The organism is Lysinibacillus mangiferihumi (genome assembly GCF_003049665.1).
Lineage (GTDB): Bacteria > Bacillota > Bacilli > Bacillales_A > Planococcaceae > Lysinibacillus > Lysinibacillus mangiferihumi.
Window position 1 is genome coordinate 104,855 of the sequence record NZ_PYWM01000010.1, and the last position, 22,223, is coordinate 127,077.

Consider the following 22,223-nt stretch of genomic DNA (forward strand, 5'->3'; position numbering starts at 1 on the left):
ATCGCTATGTATAAAGGTTATACTAGCAACACATACCATTAATTACTTGCTCTTTTTTATAAAGCGTATTATAATTAAATTGTAAGTGGGACATTATTTAATGTAGTGGGATAAAAAACGACCCACTAGTGAGAGGGAGTAGATAGATATGTTAACTGTACCTGAGGCACAGCGAAGACTACTTCCGGAAATGAATCCGCTTCTACAATCGAGATATCGTATTCTACAATCGGTACAGCTGATGCAACCAATTGGCAGACGAACGCTTGCAGAGTCCCTAAAAATGACAGAACGTGAAATCCGTAAAGTAACAGATATTTTACGTGAGCAAGGGTTATTAGATTCCCAAAAGTCGGGTATGGTATGTACGAGTGATGGCGAATTAGTGATTGAACAGTTAAGAGCATTAGTGTATGAATGGTCGGGCCTTACTCAACTAGGCAAAGCGCTCGAACAACAATTAGGGTTGCAACATGTGCTAGTCGTACCAGGTGATTACAACGATGACGAAACCGTTTTAACATTGCTAGGAAAAGAAGCGGCACAGCAATTTCTTTTGACTATTGCCAATGAGCAAGTAGTGGCTGTTACTGGAGGGAAATCAGTTGCCTCCTTAGCGCAGTTTTTACAACCAGTCGATCATCAGCAAAACATTACATTTGTTGCTGCTCGTGGTGGTATCGGTCATGAAATGCACATGCAGGCCAATACACTGGTTGCTACGTTCGCTATGCAAATGGATGCCCAGCACCGTACATTATTTTTACCAGAGCATTTAAGTGAACAGGCTTATCAAGCGATGTTAACAGAGCCTATGGTAACAGAAATAATGGCTTACTATGACCGTGCTGACTGCGTTATTCATGGCATCGGCTCTGCTGAAGAAATGGCGATTCGTCGTAATACATCTGCAGAAGATTTACGTATTCTCGAAGAAAAAGGTGCTGTTAGTGAAGCATTCGGCTATTATTTTAATGCCGAAGGACAAATTGTGCATCGTATTCGCACGATTGGTATTCAACTTGAACAAGTTGAAAAATGTAAGCATATTATTGCGGTGGCAGCAGGCAAACAAAAGGTGAATGCCATGCTATCTTACTTTAAGGTAGCACCGAAGCAGACGATTTTTATAACAGATGAAGCTGCAGCAAAGGCAATCGCTGAACGTTTACTGTAAAAATAAATCAATGAAAACATTATTGGAGGAATTGACAATGGCATTAAAGTTAGCAATTAATGGATTTGGACGTATTGGTCGTTTAGTATTTCGTGAAGCAATGAAGCATGATGAATTTGAAGTAGTTGCAGTGAATGACTTAACAGATGCTGGTCAGCTTGCACACTTATTAAAATACGATTCTGTACATGGTATCTATGATGCTGATGTAAATGCAGATGAAGATTCTTTCGTAGTGAATGGAAAAACGGTTAAAGTATATGCTGAAAAAGATCCAGCGCAATTGCCTTGGGGCGAGCTAGGTGTAGATGTTGTCCTTGAATGTACAGGTCGATTCCGTTCAATGGAAGATGTAGGGAAGCATATTGAAGCAGGTGCTAAAAAAGCCATTTTATCAGCACCAGCTAAAGGAGATATGCCGACATTCGTAATGGGTGTGAACCATGAGGATTACAATCCAAAAACAGACGATGTCATTTCAAATGCATCTTGTACAACAAACTGTCTTGCACCAGTAGCCAAAATTTTAGATGAAAAATTTGGCATTGAACGCGGTATGATGACAACAATCCATTCTTATACAAACGACCAACGTATTCTTGACTTCCCGCACTCTGACCCGCGTCGTGCGCGTGCAGGGGCAGTGTCAATGATTCCAACAACGACGGGTGCAGCAGTAGCAGTTTCCAAAGTATTACCTCAATTAAAAGGTAAACTAGATGGATTTTCTATGCGTGTTCCAACACCGAATGTATCATGTGTGGATTTAGTGGTAGAACTAAAAGCAGATGTTACAAAAGAGTCTATTAATGCCGCTTTAAAAGAAGCTTCAGAAAATGAGCTAAAAGGTATTTTAGGCTACAATGAACTACCATTAGTATCAATTGATTACAATGGTAACCATCATTCTTCAACAGTAGATGGCCTTTCTACAATGGTTTTAGAAAATAGTATGGTGAAAGTTCTTGCTTGGTACGATAACGAAATTGGTTACTCTACTCGTTTAATGGATCTTGCATTATACATTGCTCAACAAGGGTTAAATCATAAATAAGTGTCATAATTCGCAATTTGAAGTAAAAAGTGTGACATAATACGGCTTTTTACGCAAAAATAGTATAGCCTTTATAATATCGAAAAGATATAATATACAAGGGTAATAGGAGTAAGGGATGTACCCTTACTCCTTTTTTTAATAAATATATTTAGCGCATGGCTTGTTAAAGCGTATACAGATATAGGAGATGTTAGATTGGCTTGTGCAAGACATCAAACGGTACTTTTGCTACTATTAAAATTGGTAAAGGTATACTTTCACTTGCTTGGACATTTTGCCATTCGATAAGCAAAGGAATTTTACAAGCATACTCGAAAAATCTTGTTACCAATACTGTTATTCGCCAATCCAAAATGTGAACAGCCAAGATGGGTGAAGCACATTTTATTATGTCCGTACTACGAACTTTGAAGGGGGTTTCTTCATGTTAAATAAGAAAACAATGAAAGATATTGATGTAAAAGGTAAGCGCGTCTTCGTACGTGTTGATTTTAATGTACCAATGGCAGATGGGGTTATCACAGACGACACGCGTATTCGTGCAGCCATTCCTACGATTGACTATTTAGTCGAACAAGGGGCAAAGGTGATTTTAGCGTCTCATTTAGGTCGTCCTAAAGGTGAAGTAAAAGAAGATATGCGTTTAACAGCAGTCGGTATTCGCCTAGCTGAAATCATTGGCAAGCCTGTCACGAAATTAGACGAGTCAATCGGTCAAGAAGTAGAAGCAACTGTCGCAAAAATGCAAAACGGCGATATCGTTCTCCTTGAAAATGTCCGCTTCCATGCTGGTGAAGAGAAAAATGATCCTGCATTAGCTGAACAATTTGCTAAAATTGCGGACGTTTATGTGAACGATGCATTCGGTGCTGCTCACCGTGCACATGCATCAACAGAAGGCATTGCTAAGCATGTTCCTGCTGTATCAGGTTTCCTTATGCAAAAGGAATTAGATGTGCTAGGTAAAGCATTATCAAACCCAGAGCGTCCTTTCACAGCCATTATTGGTGGCGCAAAAGTGAAAGATAAAATCGGTGTGATTGAGAGCTTACTTGAAAAGGTCGATCATTTAATTATTGGTGGGGGACTATCATTTACCTTCATTAAAGCGCAAGGTCATGATATCGGTAAATCTTTATTAGAAGAAGATAAAATTGAACTAGCAAAATCTTTCATTGAAAAAGCACAGGCAAAAGGCGTGCAGTTACATATGCCAATTGATGCGGTAGTAGCAAATGAATTTTCGAAAGATGCGGAGACAAAAATTGTCGATGTTGATGCTATTCCTGCAGATTGGATGGGTCTTGATATTGGACCGAAAACAGCTGCGCATTATGCAGAGGTGATTGAAAAATCGAAGTTAATCATTTGGAATGGACCAATGGGCGTATTTGAAATGGAACCATTCGCAAATGGTACGAAAACTGTAGCAGAGGCAATGGCAACAACTGCTGGTTACACGGTAATCGGTGGCGGAGATTCTGCAGCAGCAGTAGAAAAATTCGAAGTAGCTGATAAGATGGATCATATTTCGACAGGTGGCGGTGCTTCACTTGAATTAATGGAAGGCAAAGAGCTTCCTGGCATTGTGGCATTAAACGACAAATAATAGCGTTTATTAAGTAATCTTTTTAGCAAACATAATAGATAGGAGGCATAAACGATGCGTAAACCAATTATTGCAGGTAACTGGAAGATGTATAAAACATTTGAAGAGGCAATACAGTTTGTCGAAGCTGTGCAGGATAAACTACCTTCAAATGACAACGTAGATGCAGTTATTTGCGCACCGGCACTATTCCTACCAACGCTTGTGCAAATTGCTAGTGAATCTGAATTAGCAATTGGCGCACAAACAATGCATTACGAAAATGAAGGGGCGTTTACTGGCGAAATTAGCCCTGCGCAGCTTGCGAGCGTTGCTGTGGACTATGTCATCTTAGGTCACTCTGAACGACGTGAGTATTATAACGAAACGGATGAAGCTATTAACAAAAAGGTGGCTGCAGCACTTTCCCATAATATCGTCCCAATTATTTGCTGTGGTGAAACATTGCAAGAACGTGAGGCTGGTACGACAGAGCAAAAGGTAGCTGGTCAAATTACAGCAGCACTTGCCGGTTTTGCGGCACAGGATGTGGAGCATATGGTACTTGCCTATGAGCCTATCTGGGCAATCGGCACAGGTAAAACAGCAACGGCAGAAGATGCCAACCAAGTATGTGGTGCTATTCGCGCAGTTGTTGAAAAATTATACGATACCGCAACAGCACAGGCTGTTCGTATTCAATACGGCGGTAGCGTAAAGCCTGATAATATTGAAGAATTGTTATCAAAAGAGCATATCGATGGTGCGTTAGTCGGTGGTGCGAGCTTACAAGCCGAATCATATTTAAAATTATTGGAGGCGGCAGCAAATGCCTAAAAAGCCAGTAGCATTAATTATTTTAGATGGTTTTGCATTTCGTGATGAAACATTCGGAAATGCAGTTGCGCAAGCAAAGAAACCAAATTTTGATCGTTTTTGGAATCAGTTCCCACATGCAACATTAACAGCGGCAGGTGAAGCAGTAGGGTTACCAGATGGTCAAATGGGGAACTCTGAAGTAGGGCACTTAAATATTGGTGCCGGTCGTATCGTCTATCAAAGCTTAACACGTTTAAATAAGTCGATTCGTGAAGGAGATTTCTTTAAAAATCAAGCATTTTTAGATGCTGTAGCGCATGTAAAAGCACATAGGTCGAAGCTACATGTAATGGGTTTACTATCAGATGGTGGTGTTCACAGCCATTATGAGCATATGTTTGCGCTGTTAAAGCTAGCGAAGGAACAAGGCTTAGATGAAGTATTTGTTCATGCATTTTTAGATGGTCGTGATGTAGGTCCAACGACAGCAATCAACTATATTGAAGAAACTGAAAAACAAATGGCTTCTATTGGCATTGGTAAATTCGCTTCGATTCATGGTCGCTATTATGCAATGGACCGCGACAAGCGTTGGGATCGAGTGGCATTGACGTATAATGTGCTCGTGGATGGCGTAGGACAAACAGCGGACAGCGCAATTGCTGGTGTGACGGAGTCCTATGAACGTGAAGTAACCGACGAATTTGTTATTCCATTTAGTGTGCAAGAACATGGTGAAGCAGTTGCGACAATTGCAGATAATGACGCGGTTATTTTCTTTAATTTCCGACCTGACCGTGCGATTCAATTATCAAAAGTATTTACAAATCCAACATTTGACGGTTTTGCGCTGTCAGCAAAACACCCGCAAAATGTAAAATTCGTATCGTTCACTCATTATAGTGATGAAGTGGATGCGCAAGTTGCTTATGAAAATGACAACTTAAAAAATACGATTGGTGAAGTGTTAGCCTCTAATGGGAAAACACAGCTTCGTATTGCAGAAACAGAAAAGTATCCACATGTTACATTCTTTATGAGTGGTGGACGTGAGGAGAAATTCGCTGGTGAAGAACGTATTTTAATTGCTTCTCCAAAGGTCGCAACATACGATTTAAAACCTGAAATGAGTGCATACGAAGTAACAGAAGCATTGCTTGCAGAGATTGCAGCCGATAAATTTGATGGCATCCTTCTAAACTTTGCGAACCCCGATATGGTGGGACATAGTGGCATGTTAGAGCCAACGATCAAAGCAATTGAAGCAGTGGATGAATGTCTTGGGAAAGTAGTAGATGCCCTGCTGGCAAAAGGCGGTGCAGCTATTATTACAGCTGACCACGGTAACTCTGATGAGGTTGTTACGTTAGAAGGGGAACCGATGACAGCTCATACAACAAATCCTGTTCCAGTAATTGTGACAAAACCAAATTTAATGTTAAGAAATGGTGGCATTTTAGCCGATTTGGCGCCAACCATGTTAGAATTATTAGAGGTGTCACAACCTATTGAAATGACAGGGAAATCATTAATCGAAAAAGAGGAGAATTAGTTATGCCATTTATTACACAAGTTTATGCGCGCGAAGTTTTAGACTCACGTGGGAACCCAACAGTAGAAGTTGAAGTATTTACAGAATCAGGTGCTTTTGGTCGCGCAATCGTGCCATCAGGTGCCTCTACAGGTGAATACGAAGCGGTAGAATTACGCGATGGTGACAAATCACGTTACCTAGGCAAAGGTGTATTAAAAGCTGTCGAAAATGTCAACACAATTATTGCACAAGAATTAGAAGGTAATTTCTCAGTTCTTGACCAAGTAGTAATTGACAAAGCTTTAATCGAGCTAGATGGCACAGAAAACAAAGGTAAACTAGGTGCGAACGCAATCCTAGGTGTATCAATGGCAGTTGCACATGCTGCAGCAGATTATTTAGATGTACCTCTTTATCAATATCTTGGCGGTTTCAACTCAAAACAATTACCAGTACCAATGATGAACATCTTAAATGGTGGTGCTCATGCGGATAACAACGTAGACATCCAAGAATTCATGGTAATGCCAGTTGGCGCAGAAAACTTCCGTCATGCATTACGTATGGGTGCTGAAATTTTCCACAGCTTAAAAGCAGTATTAAAAGACAAAGGCTACAACACAGCTGTAGGTGATGAAGGTGGTTTCGCACCGAACCTTGGTTCGAACGAAGAAGCAATCACTGTAATTCTTGAAGCTATCGAAAAAGCTGGCTACAAAGCTGGTGAAGAAGTGAAATTAGCAATGGACGTTGCTTCTTCTGAATTATTTAATAAAGAAGACGGCAAATACCATTTAGATGGTGAAGGTGTTGTTAAAACATCTGAAGAAATGGTGGACTGGTATGAACAATTAACGGCTAAATACCCAATCATCTCAATCGAAGACGGCTTAGATGAAAACGACTGGGCTGGTCATAAATTATTAACAGATCGCATTGGCGCTCGCGTTCAATTAGTAGGAGATGATTTATTCGTAACAAATACGAAAAAATTAGCTGCTGGTATTGAGCAAGGCGTTGGTAACTCAATTTTAATCAAAGTAAACCAAATCGGTACATTAACAGAAACATTCGAAGCAATCGAAATGGCGAAACGCGCTGGTTACACAGCTGTTATCTCTCACCGTTCTGGTGAATCAGAAGATGCGACAATCGCTGATATCGCAGTTGCGACAAATGCTGGTCAAATCAAAACAGGTGCGCCATCTCGTACAGACCGTGTTGCGAAATACAACCAACTTCTTCGCATCGAAGATCAACTTGGTGCAACATCAGAATACCTTGGTTTAAACTCTTTCTATAACTTAAAATAAGGTGAATCGCTAGAAATAGCTTCGGACTATAGACAAACTCGTTTGTCTATAGTCTTTTTTTAACGGCTTAGATTTAATATTATCCTAAATCGTAAAAATTCACTTCGCTTTCCACGGGCACGTCGTAAGCCGCAACCCTCACTTGCGCGCGGCATGTTGCGTCTTACATTACGTGCGTTCTGAGCAGGAATCTACGTGAATTTTTACTTAGTGATAAAAAATCATAGGAACTGCCTGTGTCATATATCTTTTTTGTAATAAACACCTTTGAATGGCATTTCTAAGCTAGTAAAATTCATAAGGAAAACTAGTTTTTCCACAGTGATCTATGTGGTGTGTATGTTGATTTCCATTCCAAGCACGCCCTTTCCGCAGGCACGGCTCCAACTAATTTTTGTGGCGGTAAGCCACAAAAATGGATTTTCCGGCGTTCTGTTCTGAGTAGGAGTGTCGCGCCTTTTATTCCAATCACCTGGTGCTATCTACTAATACAATAAAATTGTTTGAGTGCCTGTCACTCTGCAAGAAATTTACTTTTTAAAGCGTGAGAATACTTCACTTTTCAAGGGTACTTGGTAAGCTACAACCCCACGCTGTCACGCCGATTGTAGCATCTTACGTACAGTGCGTTCACGAAGGAGTTCACATAGATTTTTTAGTGCTAGAAAATTCTGAATTGTTTGGGTGCCTGTCACCCTATATTCTGTGTTTGTCATGAGAACCTTTATTTGTTATAATATAGTGTATGTTGTGATGTTTCAAAGTTCGGGAGGTGCAGTGTATGCATACAGCAGTATTAGTAGCTTTAATTATCGTATCATTAGCATTGATTGTTGTAGTCTTATTACAATCTAGTAAAAGTGCAGGCTTGTCAGGTGCCATCTCGGGTGGAGCTGAACAACTATTCGGCAAGCAAAAAGCACGTGGTATGGATTTAATTCTTCACCGTACAACAATTGTATTATCCATTTTATTCTTTATTTTAGCAGTTGCGATTGCAAAACTATAATAGTTGAAGATATGCCGCCTAACCTCAAATGGTTGGGCGTTTTCTTTTATCTTTTAGTTCAAAGCGTAATGTTGAGATTATGTACATAGATAAACGAAGATAAATAGGTATGAATTATACTAAATATGCACTAAAATAAGCCAATGTATCATGGATATGGCTATAATAGAGTGTATATGTTTTACAGTGAAGGAGAACTTGCGAATGAATAAATCATTATCACAGCCATTTTTCTTTCAAGCAGGCCCTCGTGCCGTGTTATTATTACACGGCTTTACAGGTAGCTCGGCAGATGTGCGTATGCTTGGTAGATTTTTAGAGAAAAAAGGGTATACTACATTAGCGCCACATTATAAAGGCCACGGTGTGCAACCAGAAGAACTCATTACAACAGGTCCAGCTGATTGGTGGCAAGATGTCAAAGCGGCCTACCAACAATTACAAGATGCTGGCTATCAAGAAATTGCGGTGGCAGGCTTATCACTTGGCGGTGTGATGGCTTTAAATGTAGCGCTCAACAATCCTGTACAAGGTATTGTGACAATGTGTGCACCAATGACCATGCGAACAACAGACGTAATGTTCGAAGGCGTCTTAAAATATGCAAAAGACTATAAAAAATTTGAAGGTAAAACTGAAGCGGAAATTGATGCAGAAGTAGCGTTAATTGCTGACAAAGGGATGCCGTCATTACAAGAACTTCGTGAGTTTATTGCGCAGACTCGAAAAGAAATTGATATGATTTATGCCCCTATATTTGTCGTACAAGCGACAAATGATGAGGTTATAGAGACAGAATCTGCCAACATTATATATAATCAAACTGAGTCACTAGAAAAGTATATCAAGTGGTATGAAAACTCAAAACATGTCATTACATTAGATCAAGAAAAAGATCAACTACATGAAGATATTTATCGTTTTTTAGAAGGGCTAAATTGGGCACACTAAAAATGAATAAGGATTTTTATATGAGGGAGGGAATAGTATGACAGACAAAAAAGATTCACTACAAAGTCGTTTACTCGATTTTTTCGGTGAAGAAGAATATAAACCGTTAACCGTTGGAGAAATCGAAGACGAATTCGGGTTTGAAGATGCAGAAGAATTTAAGGAGCTTGTCAAAACGCTCGTGCGAATGGAAGGGCAGGGCTTAGTTGTTCGCTCACGCTCCAATCGCTACGGCTTACCGGAGCGCATGAATTTACTCCGAGGTAAATTTATCGGTCATGCAAAAGGATTTGGCTTTGTGACACCGGATATTGAAGGGATGGATGATGTTTTCATTCCACCGCACGAAGTAAATGGTGCCATCAATGGCGACACGGTCCTCATTCGCGTATTAAAGGAATCCTTTGGCGATCGCCGTGAAGGCACCGTGACAAAGGTTGTGGAACGCGGACAAACAACATTTGTAGGCACATTCCAAGCAAATAGAGGCTTTGGCTTCGTCGTATTGGACGATAAAAAACTACCAATGGACATCTTTATCGCAAAAGGCGATACATTAGGTGCGGTTGATGGTCACAAAGTTGTCGTAGAAATTGCCACATGGCCAGAAGATTTAAAATCAGCAACAGGCTATATTACAAAAATTTTAGGGCATAAAAATGACCCAGGTGTCGATATTTTATCGATTCTGTATAAACATGACATTCCACCAGAGTTTCCAGAAGAAGTCATCGCTGCTGCACAACGTGTGCCAGATGAAATTTCACCAGCCGATTTAGAAGGTCGTCGTGATTTACGCCATGAAACCATCGTTACTATCGATGGTGCAGATGCAAAAGATTTAGATGATGCGGTAACAGTGACAAAAAATGTAGATGGTTCTTACAAGCTTGGCGTACATATTGCAGATGTCAGCTACTATGTAACACAAGGCTCTGTAATTGATATTGAAGCATATGACCGAGCGACAAGTGTCTATTTAACAGACCGCGTTATCCCAATGATTCCGCATCGACTGTCAAACGGTATTTGTTCATTAAATCCGCAAGTAGACCGACTAACGCTATCATGTGAAATGATTATTGATGGCAATGGGAATGTGATTGCGCATGAAATTTTCCAAAGTGTCATTAAAACGACAGAGCGTATGACGTACAAAGATGTTTATAAAATTCTAGAAGAACAAGATGAAGCCCTTATTGCTCGCTATGAGCCACTTGTACCGATGTTTAAAAATATGGCAGAGCTATCGAAAATTTTACGCCGCAAACGTGAGCTACGTGGTGCTATTGACTTTGACTTTAAAGAGTCGAAAGTAATCGTCGATGAAGATGGCTGGCCAGTCGATATTGAACTACGTGAACGAACAGTTGCAGAAAAGTTAATTGAAGATTTCATGCTTGCAGCGAACGAAACAGTGGCAGAGCATTTCCATTGGATGAATGTACCGTTCCTATACCGTATTCACGAAGATCCGAAGCCAGAAAAACTACAACGCTTCTTTGAATTCGTCACAAACTTCGGTATTTTAATTAAAGGTACAGGCAATACGGTGCATCCAAAAGCATTGCAAGATGTGTTAACAGCCATTGAAGGCATGCCAGAGGAGCCAGTTATTTCCACGATGTTACTACGCTCTATGCAACAAGCGAAGTACTATCCAGAAAGCATTGGTCACTTCGGTTTATCGACAGATTTCTATACCCATTTCACATCACCAATTCGTCGTTATCCTGACTTAGTTGTCCACCGTTTAATTCGCACGTACTTAATTAATAAAGACACGTCGAAAGAAACGATTGCACAGTGGTCAATGGCAATGGATGAAATTGCTGACCATACATCAGAACGCGAACGTCGTGCAGTTGATGCAGAACGCGATACAGACTCACTGAAAAAAGCACAATATATGTCTGATAAAATCGGGGAAGAATTCGAAGGTATTGTGTCTTCTGTTACGAACTTCGGTATCTTTATCGAGCTACCAAACACGATTGAAGGACTTGTGCATATTAGCAATATGACCGACGATTACTATCGCTTCGATGATCGCCAAATGATGATGATTGGTGAACGTACAAACCGCCAATTCCGCATCGGTGATGAAGTCAAAGTACGAGTTGCAAACGTCATTATCGAGGAGTCATCAATTGACTTTGAAATCGTAGGAATGGTAACTTCTTATGGAAGAACAAGAAAAGCCACACCTACTGTTATTCATGCACGCAAAAACTATAGTGACAACAAAGACGGACGCAGCAGCCGAAGCAATCGTTCAGGCGGTGGCAGAGGTCGCCGTGACGAGGAAAAACAAAGCCGTGGCGACTCATCAAAACGCAGAGAACGCGGTGACAGCGATCGCGATCCACGTGGCCGACGCAAAGATAGCTCAAGCCCTGGCCCGAAAAAAGGCGTAAAACAAAAACAAAAGTTTTACGAAGGCATCGCCAAAAAAGGCAAAAAGAAAAAAACAAAACGTAAATAATGAAAAAATCCAGCGTGAGCAGGCTAAGCCCTGCTCAACCTTTGAATAGAGGGTGAACTAAATGGCAAAAGGTACTGGGAAAGTATTAGCACAAAACAAAAAAGCAGGACATGACTACTTTATTGAAGACACAATTGAAGCGGGCATGGTACTAACAGGCACAGAAATTAAAGCTATTCGTGCAGGCAAAGTCCAATTGCGCGACTCATACGTTCGAATTACAAACGGCGAAGCATGGATTAGCAACATGCACGTTAGCCCATTCGACCAAGGGAACCGTTTCAACCATGACCCATTACGCGCCCGTAAATTGCTCCTCCATAAAAAGCAAATCGGCGAACTAGTCGGCGCAGTCAAACGGGACGGCTACACCATCATCCCTTTAAAAATGTACATTAAAGACGGCTACGCCAAACTACTAATCGGCGTCGGCAAAGGGAAAAAAGACTACGACAAACGCGACGACATGCGCAAAAAAGAAGCAAAACGCGAAATGGAACGCACCTTCAAAGCAAAAAATCAATACTAATAGATTACGAGGAAGGCTCACCACTTGTTGTGGTGAGCTTTTTTTATTGATGTTCGTGGGTATCTGAGAGGGTGAGGAGGTTTACCCGCGAAGTGGGGTGATTTACCCGCGGAATAAAGGGGAATACCCGCGAAGTGAGGAGGTTTACCCGCGGATTTGTGGATAATACCCGCGAAGTGAGGTGATTTACCCGCGGAATAAAGGGGAATACCCGCGAAGAGAGGTGGTTTACCCCCAGAACGAGGGAAATATCCGCGAAGAGAGGAGGTTTACCCGCGGAATAGTGGAAAATACCCGCGAAGTGAGGAGGTTTATCCGCGGAATAGTGGAGAATACCCGCGAAGTAAGATGATTTACCCGCGGAACAAAATAATATCACCTAAAGAACAAAAAAATTTTCCATTTACTTGAGATTTTTTAAAAGTTTTTACGTTGTTAAAGTAAGGAGGTGGGTCCCATGGATATGCAGCTGGTACAAAAAATTATCGCTGGTGACCAACAAGCATTCCGCATCATTGTTGACACATATAAGCAACCACTCGTCAGCTATTTAACTTATCAAACGAATGACGAGGAATTGGCGAAAGATATTGCGCAAGAATCATTTATCAAATGCTACGAAAACTTACTTCATTTTAAAGGTGGTTCTTTTAAGGCATGGCTTTTTCGTATCGCGATTAATCAACTGATTGATTTTAAAAGAAAGCATAAGGAAGATGCAACACCACTTGAGGAAACACCCTCATTAGAAACACCAGAAATATTAATAATCAAAAAAGAACAGAACGCGTTACTTCAGCAATGGCTTGCAACATTGGAACACAAAACGCACCAAGTTTTCGTCCTAAAGTATGCCAGTAATTGCTCTTATGAAGAAATCGCTGAGACACTTAATATTCCAATATCGGAAGTACGAAACCGACTGCATAGAACAAAGAAACGGCTAAGAAACGCTATGTCGAAGGGAGAGATTAATAATGAACTGCTTATCAACTGAAGAAATGCACGATTTTATCGATGGACGAATAGAAGATAACAAAATGATGCAAATGGACAAGCATATTCAATCATGTGCAACCTGCTCTGCATTATTGGATGAACAACTTGAAACAGAACAGCTAATAAGCTCCCTGTTTCCTCCAGTACATGTTGACGATTCATTTACAAATCAAGTGATGAATCAATTACCAAAGAAAAAGACTTCCCTTACAAAAAAGCGAGACTGGCGAGCAACTTTTACAGCAGTCGCATTCGTCACAGCCGCATTATTATTTCTAGTATTCTCAACTATGCAACAGGAGCCAGCAACTAGTTCTACCCCCATTACGATAAAAGTAAAAGACGTTAAGCTCACAGATGCTTACATTACAGTGACTCTAGCTACATCTGGCTATAAAGGTGATGAAAATTTCTTCAATGAAGCAACCGTGGGAGATGTAGCACTCGTACTACCAAACGGGAAAAGTGAAATAGCTAGTTATTCTGCAGAGCAATCAATGAATGAGATTAAATTTGAGTTCCCCTTATTTAATGTGACACATGATGAATTTAAACTTCTTTTTAACTATCAACACATTTATGACGTAGATGGTCAGTGGACGCTGGAAGTACCGATTGATCGCAAGGAATTGTTAGCCCAAACAGAGACTGTCACGCTACGTTCTGCCTTTGAAAAAGACGGCATTGATGTCAACTTTATTCGTGCACAACATGGACCACAGAACTCTCTCTTCAAATTTGAAACAACATTTACGGAGGACATGGCAACATTCGTAGAGCAACAAGTAGAAAAGTTTACAGTTGATTTACCGCTAGCAGAAAAAGAAGCTTATGCAGGCTATAATGCACAAATACTATATGACGTTATTGACGCTGATGGACAAAAATTAAAACGCTCGATGCCTGAAGATAACGTCAATATTCAAAATGATCGCTACGCTCATACTGAAACAATTAGTGCCTATCCAAGTGTAAAAGAAGGCGGCTATATAGCTGTTACTGGTGCCAAGTTTGAGTTGCCGACGAATGTCCGACATCCGCTAACTTTAGACCAATTACCGTACTCCTTTACTTATAAAGATACAGTATATGAAGTAAAGCTCTTACCCAACCAACGTCTTGAAATTTCCTCAGACGCAAAGGCAACGACGATTAACGACTGGCATATTACAGTGAATAATAAACCAGCATGGGATACAGCCCGTGTCCGAAAAGATAAAGAAAAACAGTATACAACAATCACATTCGATGAGGGGATTCAATTAGATTCGTTTATCCTTTACGGTCAAACAGAATTAAAATATGTTTACTTTGATGAACCAATTCGTGTGGATATACGATAACTATAAAAGTTGCTGGGGCATAACTTAATAATAAGCGTGTACTCGTTGATAGTAGCGCAACTGGCGACTTTTAGCATGGATAACTGTGCTAAGAGTCGCCAGCATCTTTGCTTTTGTAATGATGTCCCTTTAAGTAAGCGTTGTACTACTAGTGACATACAATGCATGCCTATAAATCTGTAAATAAGGCACTATACTTGAAGTAAAGCTTGGTTTGTTTTATAATATGAATTGTTAATGCCAGATGTATTGAAGCGTAGTACTACTCTTCAACCGTACTAGAAGCAATTCTAGCTCTTTGTTTGATCGACGCCACGAGCCTCGCATCATATTCAAGGGGACGTTACGGATTCGACAGGGATGGTTCAAGCTTTGGTCGCGCGTCGGAGGTCTCGGCTCCGTCATCAACGGAAGTTATATAATAACTGGCAAACAACAAAACTTAGCTTTCGCAGCGTAAGCTCGTAAGCGCTCTGCCTCTCTATCGCCCATGTAGAGTACGTAGGGCCCAACTTTAGTGGGATACGGTCGATGGTGCCACCTGAGTCACCGGCAAGAGATTTCCAGGTTAGCGTACAGGACGCCTGTTTGTCGGCATAATGCTACGCGAATTGCGAATGGACAAACTACACGCGTAGAAGCTGAAGTATTGGAGTCTTTGGACGCGGGTTCGACTCCCGCCGTCTCCATTTTAAAAACCGTTATTTGTGGCGTTATATCAACGTTCAAATGGCGTACATAGCGTCTGACGCTGTACAAACGTACAGTCAAGCGGACAACAATCGACCTTCTAATCTTAACGGATTAGGAGGTTTTTTTGCGTGGTTAAACGTACAAGAAAACATGGCGCGTTTGCGGTCGATGAAACATTCGATATTGATATTAAACGCAGTGAGGATAGACGCGACTCATTGATGGTTCAGCAAGCATTGAAAACGGTCTTTCGTCAAATGGAAATCAGCGGTAACAGACCGCGAACAATCGAAAGTTATGCGTTTGCATGGAACGAATTTATCAAGGTGACAAGCGTTCGATACATCGAGGATATTGATGCGGATATGATTTACGATTACTTGAACGAAATCGACGTATCAAATGCAACGAAGCTAGTTCGCTTGAAATCGTTGAAGGCAATTCTTAATCGTTTCTTTGATAATCGTTGGATTGAGATTCGTTTTTGGTCGAAGATTCAAATTAAAGTTGATAAGACGATCAAAGGGGCATCAAAAGAGAGTGACGTTGAAGTATTGCTATCGCTTATTGACCGCAGCACTTACGTTGGTTTCCGTGATTCAGTTGCGATTTTACTAATGTATAAAACGGGGCTACGTATTACAACGATTGGAGAATTGCGTGAACGTCATATCGACTTTACCTCTAATACGATTGATATGGACGGTGCTGTCCTTAAAAATCGCGATACTTTAAAGCTACCTATAGACGATCAGTTGGCGGAAATGTTGAGAGTATTAATCGAGAAAAACAAGCAGATTCGCCGTAAATACAATACGCGTAATACTTACGTTTTCTTATCCGCTAATGGACAAGGCATTAATAATAGCCAGTCGTCCAGTAACGCAATTTCAAAGTCATTAACGAAGTATGCAAGAGAGTTCGGCTTAAAGAACGTCAATGCTCACGCGTTAAGACGAGCATTTGCGACTAACTTATTAAATCAAGGCGCTAATGTCGCTTTAATATCGAAAGCTCTCGGACACAAAAGTTTGGAGACAACAACCGTCTATCTCGATTTAGAGAAGGAATTTGTCGCAGAGTCTTTACGTGATTATTTATAAACAGAAAAAAGCCGCTAGTGCGATAACACTAACGACTTCTAACTTAATACGATTACACTAAAGTTTCTGAGGCCATAGTGTATTTATAACCTTACTTTAGCATTTTGTAAAAAAATGTTCAAGTCCGAGGTCTGTTAAGTGCACCATTTTTTAGTGAAATCACAAGTGGTTGCCCAATAACACTCTAACCTGGAAAGGTTTGTCGTACCGATGCACAAAAGCGACTATATCACATGTCAAGCCGTTTCCTTGTTTACGGTTGTGAAGAATCGGGGAGTACGCCCAATTTAACGGTACGGTGGTTTACTGGCTAACTACGGTTAGGGTAAGCGCAGCCAAGCGGACAAGCAGTTAGCAAAAGCTAACCAATAAAGGACGGTTCGCACACGTAGGACAGTAATTACGTGAGGTAACGCAGAACGAAAGTTCTCTACGAAACAAGGCGACATAGAAACCTCGGACACGACATGACGGTGTATTGATCGCGTAGTTACTTTATGTCTAACTTACTTTTAATAGTTTGCTAGATATAAGGTAACAACTTTGCGAGCAAATTTCCTGGAGCATCAGCCATTCTGGTGTACTGGGTTCGGTTGTCAAGCGTTAATCTACGATAGATACAGAGATTTATTTAATGTTTTATATGTTTTACTGGAGCGTAGAGTGCAGCACTCTTTACATATCTTTTTTAAGTGTACGCCAGCATTTACGGTTATTAGCGGACACCAACGCTTACGTATCGCCCAAGACTTAGGATTATCGGAAGTACCAGTCGATATTATAGACGTTGACGAATGGGAAGCTGAGTACCTTTTAATCGCTGAAAATACAGAACGTCGAGGGGAAGCAGAGAGTGACCCTATTAAAAAAGGGCGCATCGCAGGATTTATGGAGGATTATTGGGAGCGACTTGGTATTTATCAACGTGGTAGAGGAAATGCCCATAATGGGCAATTAAAGTCTCAAGCAGATGTGGCAGATTTTATTGGAGAGACTCGCCAAACAACGCAAAGACTACTAAAACTAAACGAACTTATCCCGCAACTCCAACGCTTAGTCTCGACCGGCAAACTCGGAACAACTAGCGCCGAGCAACTAGCATATTTGAGTAATCGATTACATATGAAGATTTATACAACTATAGATGGAGTGTGATTGCATTGCCGACAGAGGAACAGCTAAAAGCAATCGTGGAAGGTGTAGCTAAGGCGTCTGAGAAGTACGGATATCCAACAATACCGAAAAAGAAAAGGAAGAAGAAAAAGAAAGTAAACAAAGTTGAAGAAAACAAGAACGAAGCCAGTTACAGAAGAATGATAAAGGATGGTGATATATCGATGTACAACGAGGAGAAATTAAAGAAGTTTGCAGAAGGTGTTCGCAAGCAGACGGAGAAATATAACTTACCGACAACACCTAAAAGAAAGAAGAAAAAGAAAAAGACCGAGTAGACGTAACGTTGTCCGCTCGGTTTTATTTTACAAGTCTAGAACAAACTCAGGAATTTCATTTTTCGCAACAACCTTTATAAAATCTTTATATGGTTCCGAAACCACCCTGCCATTTATTTTCGTTTTTATAATTTTAAAGTTTTCTCTATCGGAAAGTTTGTCGGATAAAGTCATTTGTTCGATAAATTTCTTTGTATTTTTAATTGCATTATCGTATTTTTTATTATCACTATCAATTAAATATATGAAATTTTTTTGTTCATTTGTTTCAAAATCAATATAAATCACAGCGTATCCTATTACTTCTATAGTTCTTCCATCCCAATATTCATCAAAATTATCCGAATCATTTACTCCTTGAATAAAAAAGAATTCAAGATTACGATTTAAAAATAAACGACTAAATGAATAACTTTCGTGTTCCAACATAGTAACTCCTCCTATTATTTTAGAAAAATCTGACGATAGACGTTATTGGCCGTCGTCTTTTTTGTTTCCCTCTATTGTTAAAACCTCGTTAAAGTCGGTTGTACCTAACGCAAGCATTATTGTCTCCAAATGATCTCGATTTATTTGAGTCTTATTGTTTCGATACATATCACTAATAGTTGCAGGACGTAAGTCGACACCTGTTTTCTCTAACACAACTGCGCGTAGTTCCTTTTGTGATTGGATGCCGCGAGCCGTCGCAGCTTGTTCTATTGTTAACTTAATCATACTGTGCACCTCTATTTTTATTATAAGTATAAACTCCGCTAAAAACTTTTACAACATTTTATGTAATTACGTATTTACAGCTTTCTGTAATTGTGTTATCTTATGTTTAAGAGTTAAAACAAAAAAAGGAGGTTTTACGAATGAATCAATCTAGCCAACGTATTTTACTCGACGAGGATTATGTAGTCACAATGGTAACAACGCACCTATTTGAAGGGGTGCAGCTAATCGTCTGCGAAGAGGAAGGCGAAGCAACACTCATGATAAATGACGCAGATATAAACCTCAAATATACCGAGGAATTGGCGTCTATTCTTGCGAACTTGCACGACTACACAGCGGAGCAACTACTCATGGTACTAGCGAAAGTTGATCGCTTAGCTTCGTAATACGTAATATCAAGCAGAAAACTACGGTATCGGCTGCTGATACAGGAATTTGATACGGTGTATCATACGGAATTTGCTACAGATGACCATTTTGCAGACGTTAAGGCACGTCTTATTTTCCACCAGTTAGCATGATTGGCGCATGTCTAACATATTGGTGAAGGCGACTTGAAACGTGATTGGACGGATTTCTGACACGTTAACATACATCATGAGCGTTTGCTGACGTTCGAGAATATACAGCATAGTTGCGGATTGGCGACGGACGATTGAGAACGAAGAAAAACCGAACGTTTTGGCGGACGTTCATCATACTAGGTTGACGCGTATTAAATAGATGAAAAACGGTCTTTGTTGCTGCATGGACCTATGAGGCTAGAGGCGGTTGCAGACGTTTCTAGCCTTTTGTTTTCCCTTCGTAAACAGCGCTCACAGGTGTTCTAAATCGCAAGGCGACGTATTTATCATACGAAGGCTAGAACGTCTAAAACGAAAGGAGATTGAACGGAAATGTACGAAGTAGCAGTGTTTCAATATGAAAATTTAGACGCAACAACCGCTGACTTTCTACGTAAAAAAGAATCAAATATGAGAGAGATTGTCGGTAAGGCGTACACAGCATTAGGGAAAGAGTTAAAAGAGGCGCAAGATACTTTAGCGAAAAACGGTTACGGGTGTTTCGACAAGTGGTGCGAATCTATAGGACTTAATCGTATGCAAGCTAATAGGTTGATTCAGCGATATTCGTTAGTAACAAATTGTTACGAACAAACTCAAGGACTACTCGAAGATTTGCCCGTATCACTTACGTACGAAATTGCCAAGCCTTCCGCAGAATCGACGCCAGCAAAGACACAAGCGAAATCGGAAGTTCTTGACGGCAGTATTGATACGTTAAAGGCGTACAGAGAGCGTATAGCCGAATTAGAATCGCAAGCTAAACAAGCTACGGAAAAAGCAGAGCAAGCCGAATCTGCCCTACAAATAGCTGAAGAAAAAGCACAGCGCATGATAAGCATTTTTTCGGAATTGGACGGTAAAGCCGTCTCGGGACGGTTTAATAAATTTGGAATTAAAGCATTATATGAAATCGCTCAATTTACAGAACAACAGCGTAATTTAGAGCATGAAATACCGTCTACAGGCGAAGTCAAAAAGGTCGATGAAATGACTGTACGTGAGCTGAGTTGACGTGTACTCAACGTTGGATATACACAAAACGGAGTACGTACTCCGTTATAACGAGCATGTCCGGATTTCGGAGGAGCAACTCGACACTTTTGAAGGTATTCCAAACTTGGACACCCTTGCATGAATACGAGTTTCGTAGTGGACAAGGAAAGAGAGCTGACATTTGTCCAAATGAACAAAAGTTGGATACTCACGTAGCACTAGCTAGGGAAGCTGGTATCGGTGGGGGGTCTCCGTTTGGATACGGCTTAGGGGTCTCAATCTAGATACACGAACTATACTACTTTCTTTTTAACTAAACTACTATCTTTAAAAGATTAACGAGTCTTTATGCTAACGCATAAATCCTCTATGTCGCTTTCGCTCCATGTAAACGGTTATCGACACCGTAACTACCGACACCATACGTATTTACAGTAAGAAGAACTATATTTAACGAGAACTATCGTTTAAGAAGATAAAAGATATTGCGAGTCTTTGCTGACGCAAATCCTCTACGTCGGCTAAAGCCTCCGTCCCATTACATTATTGATGTTATCTTGCGATTGTAATAATATCATTGTAATAGATAGACGCGGACTTATTTTGCGTTCTTTGCAAAATGAGGACGCAAGTGTTTAAGGAAGTTGTAACAACTTCTCGGACACCTTCGGTATTTGCGTACAATATCGGCATATCAATACATATTTAGCGCAATTCTTTTCGTGTGCGGACGGTAAGATAAGATAGATAAGAAGCCCGTGTAAGTAGCGAGAGTCCTACGGAGAGTAAGCATGAATGCAGTTTTTAAGTGGGACGTAAAGGGATGGTAATTCTGGATAATCGGGACGTAAAGGGATGGTATTATTTTTTTGAGGTAAGCAAACTTCGTAAGTATATGAAAGTTTTTCCCGCCATTTGTGACAATTAGTTACCTATATATACGCCGAAATGGTCTTTAGAATTATTTTTCTAACAAAGTGTGTAAAAAACGACTTTTAACGGTCTAGTATATGAAGAAATATAACGTCACATTTACGGGCATTAGTTGGCTTATATATTGAGGAAATAACAAATAATTCATTAAATGTGTCTAAAATGTGAACTGTCGATAAAAAAGTTTGCATTTTTTGTGAGTAAAACCATGAATTTTACCCCTTTAGTTATCTATATATTATGAAGGGAAGTTTTCGTGGCAAAACATCATAGTTGTTGGCTATATATTATAGGAGAGTGCTTCCGCCCTTTAGCCATAATTTTATATAAAACGTATCTAGCCTAAGAGTACGGAGAAAGACTTTGCCAGTTGAAAATGTTAACTTTTTAGCTAGTTGTTGGATATACATTGTAGGTAAATGAAATTAATATAGAGTTTTCCTTACTTTTTAGTGAAAACCTTGGCTTATATAGTATGAGGGGAACTTGTACTTTAGAGCAGTTTGTATCATAGATAGTGAGGACCCATATAATTGCCGAATTGTCTGTCCTATAGAGTAAGGAAGTAAATATGCCAAATGGAAGCCTACATTTCACTTTAGTTTGTATCTTATATATTGAAGAGGTATTTTTCAGTCGTCCACCAGGGCGGCTTTTTTAATTGGCTTAATTTGTAGTTATTTTATTACTAACAAGGAGGTAATCGGAATGGCATTAACGGCAAATCAGATTAAGTATTATCGTGAAGCATTCGGCATCACACAAGGACAACTCGCTAAACGTATTGGAATCACGCCGGTTATGCTCGGCTTTATTGAACGTGGCGAGCGTACTCTATCGCAATCAGTAGCAGTACGAGCCGGAATGGCTTTACTTGAAGTGAGTCGCCAAGTCACGACAGCAACCACGGAAATTCAATCGCTTGCTCACGCATTACAAAAATAATAGATGAAAAGGATG

21 protein-coding genes and 1 other RNA gene are annotated in these 22,223 nt (G+C 40.2%); 20 read left to right on the top strand and 2 right to left on the bottom strand.

Annotated elements, in window-relative coordinates:
- Positions 1-148 precede the first annotated feature (148 nt).
- From C9J37_RS11600 to C9J37_RS11675, 16 genes are all read left to right on the top strand, one after another.
- Complete coding sequence (locus C9J37_RS11600) at positions 149-1,177, top strand: sugar-binding transcriptional regulator (RefSeq protein ID WP_107895469.1); 1,029 nt, start codon at positions 149-151, stop codon at positions 1,175-1,177.
- A 37-nt stretch (positions 1,178-1,214) separates the two neighbouring features.
- On the top strand, positions 1,215-2,231 hold the full coding sequence (gap, locus tag C9J37_RS11605; protein ID WP_107895470.1) for a type I glyceraldehyde-3-phosphate dehydrogenase: 1,017 nt from the start codon (positions 1,215-1,217) through the stop codon (positions 2,229-2,231).
- A gap of 427 nt (positions 2,232-2,658) precedes the next feature.
- Entirely contained in the window at positions 2,659-3,843 is a 1,185-nt protein-coding gene (locus tag C9J37_RS11610) for a phosphoglycerate kinase (protein WP_107895471.1), read from the top strand.
- A 54-nt stretch (positions 3,844-3,897) separates the two neighbouring features.
- Positions 3,898-4,659 carry a triose-phosphate isomerase gene (tpiA, locus tag C9J37_RS11615; protein WP_025220484.1) on the top strand — a complete coding sequence of 254 codons (762 nt, stop codon included), beginning with the start codon at positions 3,898-3,900 and terminating at the stop codon, positions 4,657-4,659.
- The gene (gene gpmI / locus C9J37_RS11620) at positions 4,652-6,193 is read left to right on the top strand and encodes a 2,3-bisphosphoglycerate-independent phosphoglycerate mutase (protein ID WP_107895472.1); all 1,542 of its coding nucleotides are present in this window, start codon (positions 4,652-4,654) and stop codon (positions 6,191-6,193) included. The genes tpiA and gpmI overlap by 8 nt, the downstream gene beginning before the upstream one ends.
- A gap of 2 nt (positions 6,194-6,195) precedes the next feature.
- Complete coding sequence (gene eno, locus C9J37_RS11625; protein ID WP_024363916.1) at positions 6,196-7,488, top strand: phosphopyruvate hydratase; 1,293 nt, start codon at positions 6,196-6,198, stop codon at positions 7,486-7,488.
- 781 nt (positions 7,489-8,269) lie between these two features.
- The gene (gene secG / locus C9J37_RS11630; RefSeq protein ID WP_024363917.1) at positions 8,270-8,497 is read left to right on the top strand and encodes a preprotein translocase subunit SecG; all 228 of its coding nucleotides are present in this window, start codon (positions 8,270-8,272) and stop codon (positions 8,495-8,497) included.
- Between the two features lie 204 nt (positions 8,498-8,701).
- A complete protein-coding gene (locus tag C9J37_RS11635) occupies positions 8,702-9,448 on the top strand; it encodes an alpha/beta hydrolase (RefSeq protein ID WP_024363918.1) in 747 nt (248 codons plus the stop codon).
- Between the two features lie 37 nt (positions 9,449-9,485).
- The gene (rnr, locus tag C9J37_RS11640; protein WP_107895473.1) at positions 9,486-11,933 is read left to right on the top strand and encodes a ribonuclease R; all 2,448 of its coding nucleotides are present in this window, start codon (positions 9,486-9,488) and stop codon (positions 11,931-11,933) included.
- Between the two features lie 61 nt (positions 11,934-11,994).
- Positions 11,995-12,462: an SsrA-binding protein SmpB gene (gene smpB, locus C9J37_RS11645; protein ID WP_024363920.1), complete on the top strand. Its 468-nt coding sequence runs from the start codon at positions 11,995-11,997 to the stop codon at positions 12,460-12,462.
- 457 nt (positions 12,463-12,919) lie between these two features.
- The gene (locus tag C9J37_RS11650) at positions 12,920-13,459 is read left to right on the top strand and encodes an RNA polymerase sigma factor (protein WP_107895474.1); all 540 of its coding nucleotides are present in this window, start codon (positions 12,920-12,922) and stop codon (positions 13,457-13,459) included.
- Positions 13,440-14,804, top strand: coding sequence for an anti-sigma factor family protein (locus C9J37_RS11655; protein WP_107895475.1), 1,365 nt, complete (start codon positions 13,440-13,442; stop codon positions 14,802-14,804). The genes C9J37_RS11650 and C9J37_RS11655 overlap by 20 nt, the downstream gene beginning before the upstream one ends.
- Before the next feature lie 336 nt (positions 14,805-15,140).
- Positions 15,141-15,496, top strand: a transfer-messenger RNA (tmRNA) gene (gene ssrA, locus C9J37_RS11660).
- 129 nt (positions 15,497-15,625) lie between these two features.
- Positions 15,626-16,600: a tyrosine-type recombinase/integrase gene (locus tag C9J37_RS11665; protein WP_235617093.1), complete on the top strand. Its 975-nt coding sequence runs from the start codon at positions 15,626-15,628 to the stop codon at positions 16,598-16,600.
- Positions 16,601-17,143: 543 nt separating this feature from the next.
- On the top strand, positions 17,144-17,755 hold the full coding sequence (locus C9J37_RS11670; protein WP_235617094.1) for a ParB/RepB/Spo0J family partition protein: 612 nt from the start codon (positions 17,144-17,146) through the stop codon (positions 17,753-17,755).
- 5 nt (positions 17,756-17,760) lie between these two features.
- The gene (locus C9J37_RS11675; protein WP_107895476.1) at positions 17,761-18,051 is read left to right on the top strand and encodes a hypothetical protein; all 291 of its coding nucleotides are present in this window, start codon (positions 17,761-17,763) and stop codon (positions 18,049-18,051) included.
- 27 nt (positions 18,052-18,078) lie between these two features.
- On the opposite strand, the gene C9J37_RS11680 is transcribed toward C9J37_RS11675, so the two are convergent.
- Both C9J37_RS11680 and C9J37_RS11685 read right to left on the bottom strand, forming a co-directional pair.
- Positions 18,079-18,480 carry a hypothetical protein gene (locus C9J37_RS11680; RefSeq protein ID WP_107895477.1) on the bottom strand — a complete coding sequence of 134 codons (402 nt, stop codon included), beginning with the start codon at positions 18,478-18,480 and terminating at the stop codon, positions 18,079-18,081.
- A gap of 42 nt (positions 18,481-18,522) precedes the next feature.
- Positions 18,523-18,768, bottom strand: a complete 246-nt coding sequence (locus C9J37_RS11685) for a helix-turn-helix domain-containing protein (RefSeq protein ID WP_107895478.1) — start codon at positions 18,766-18,768, stop codon at positions 18,523-18,525.
- Between the two features lie 140 nt (positions 18,769-18,908).
- Here C9J37_RS11685 and C9J37_RS11690 point away from each other — a divergent pair, with 140 nt between their 5' ends.
- From C9J37_RS11690 to C9J37_RS11700, 4 genes are all read left to right on the top strand, one after another.
- The gene (locus C9J37_RS11690) at positions 18,909-19,157 is read left to right on the top strand and encodes a hypothetical protein (RefSeq protein WP_107895479.1); all 249 of its coding nucleotides are present in this window, start codon (positions 18,909-18,911) and stop codon (positions 19,155-19,157) included.
- Between the two features lie 510 nt (positions 19,158-19,667).
- Positions 19,668-20,348 (top strand): hypothetical protein, encoded by a 681-nt coding sequence (locus C9J37_RS11695; protein WP_107895480.1) that lies wholly within the window; start codon positions 19,668-19,670, stop codon positions 20,346-20,348.
- An 89-nt stretch (positions 20,349-20,437) separates the two neighbouring features.
- Complete coding sequence (locus tag C9J37_RS28265; protein WP_167397303.1) at positions 20,438-20,614, top strand: hypothetical protein; 177 nt, start codon at positions 20,438-20,440, stop codon at positions 20,612-20,614.
- Between the two features lie 1,357 nt (positions 20,615-21,971).
- The gene (locus tag C9J37_RS11700) at positions 21,972-22,208 is read left to right on the top strand and encodes a helix-turn-helix transcriptional regulator (RefSeq protein WP_107895481.1); all 237 of its coding nucleotides are present in this window, start codon (positions 21,972-21,974) and stop codon (positions 22,206-22,208) included.
- Positions 22,209-22,223 lie beyond the last annotated feature (15 nt).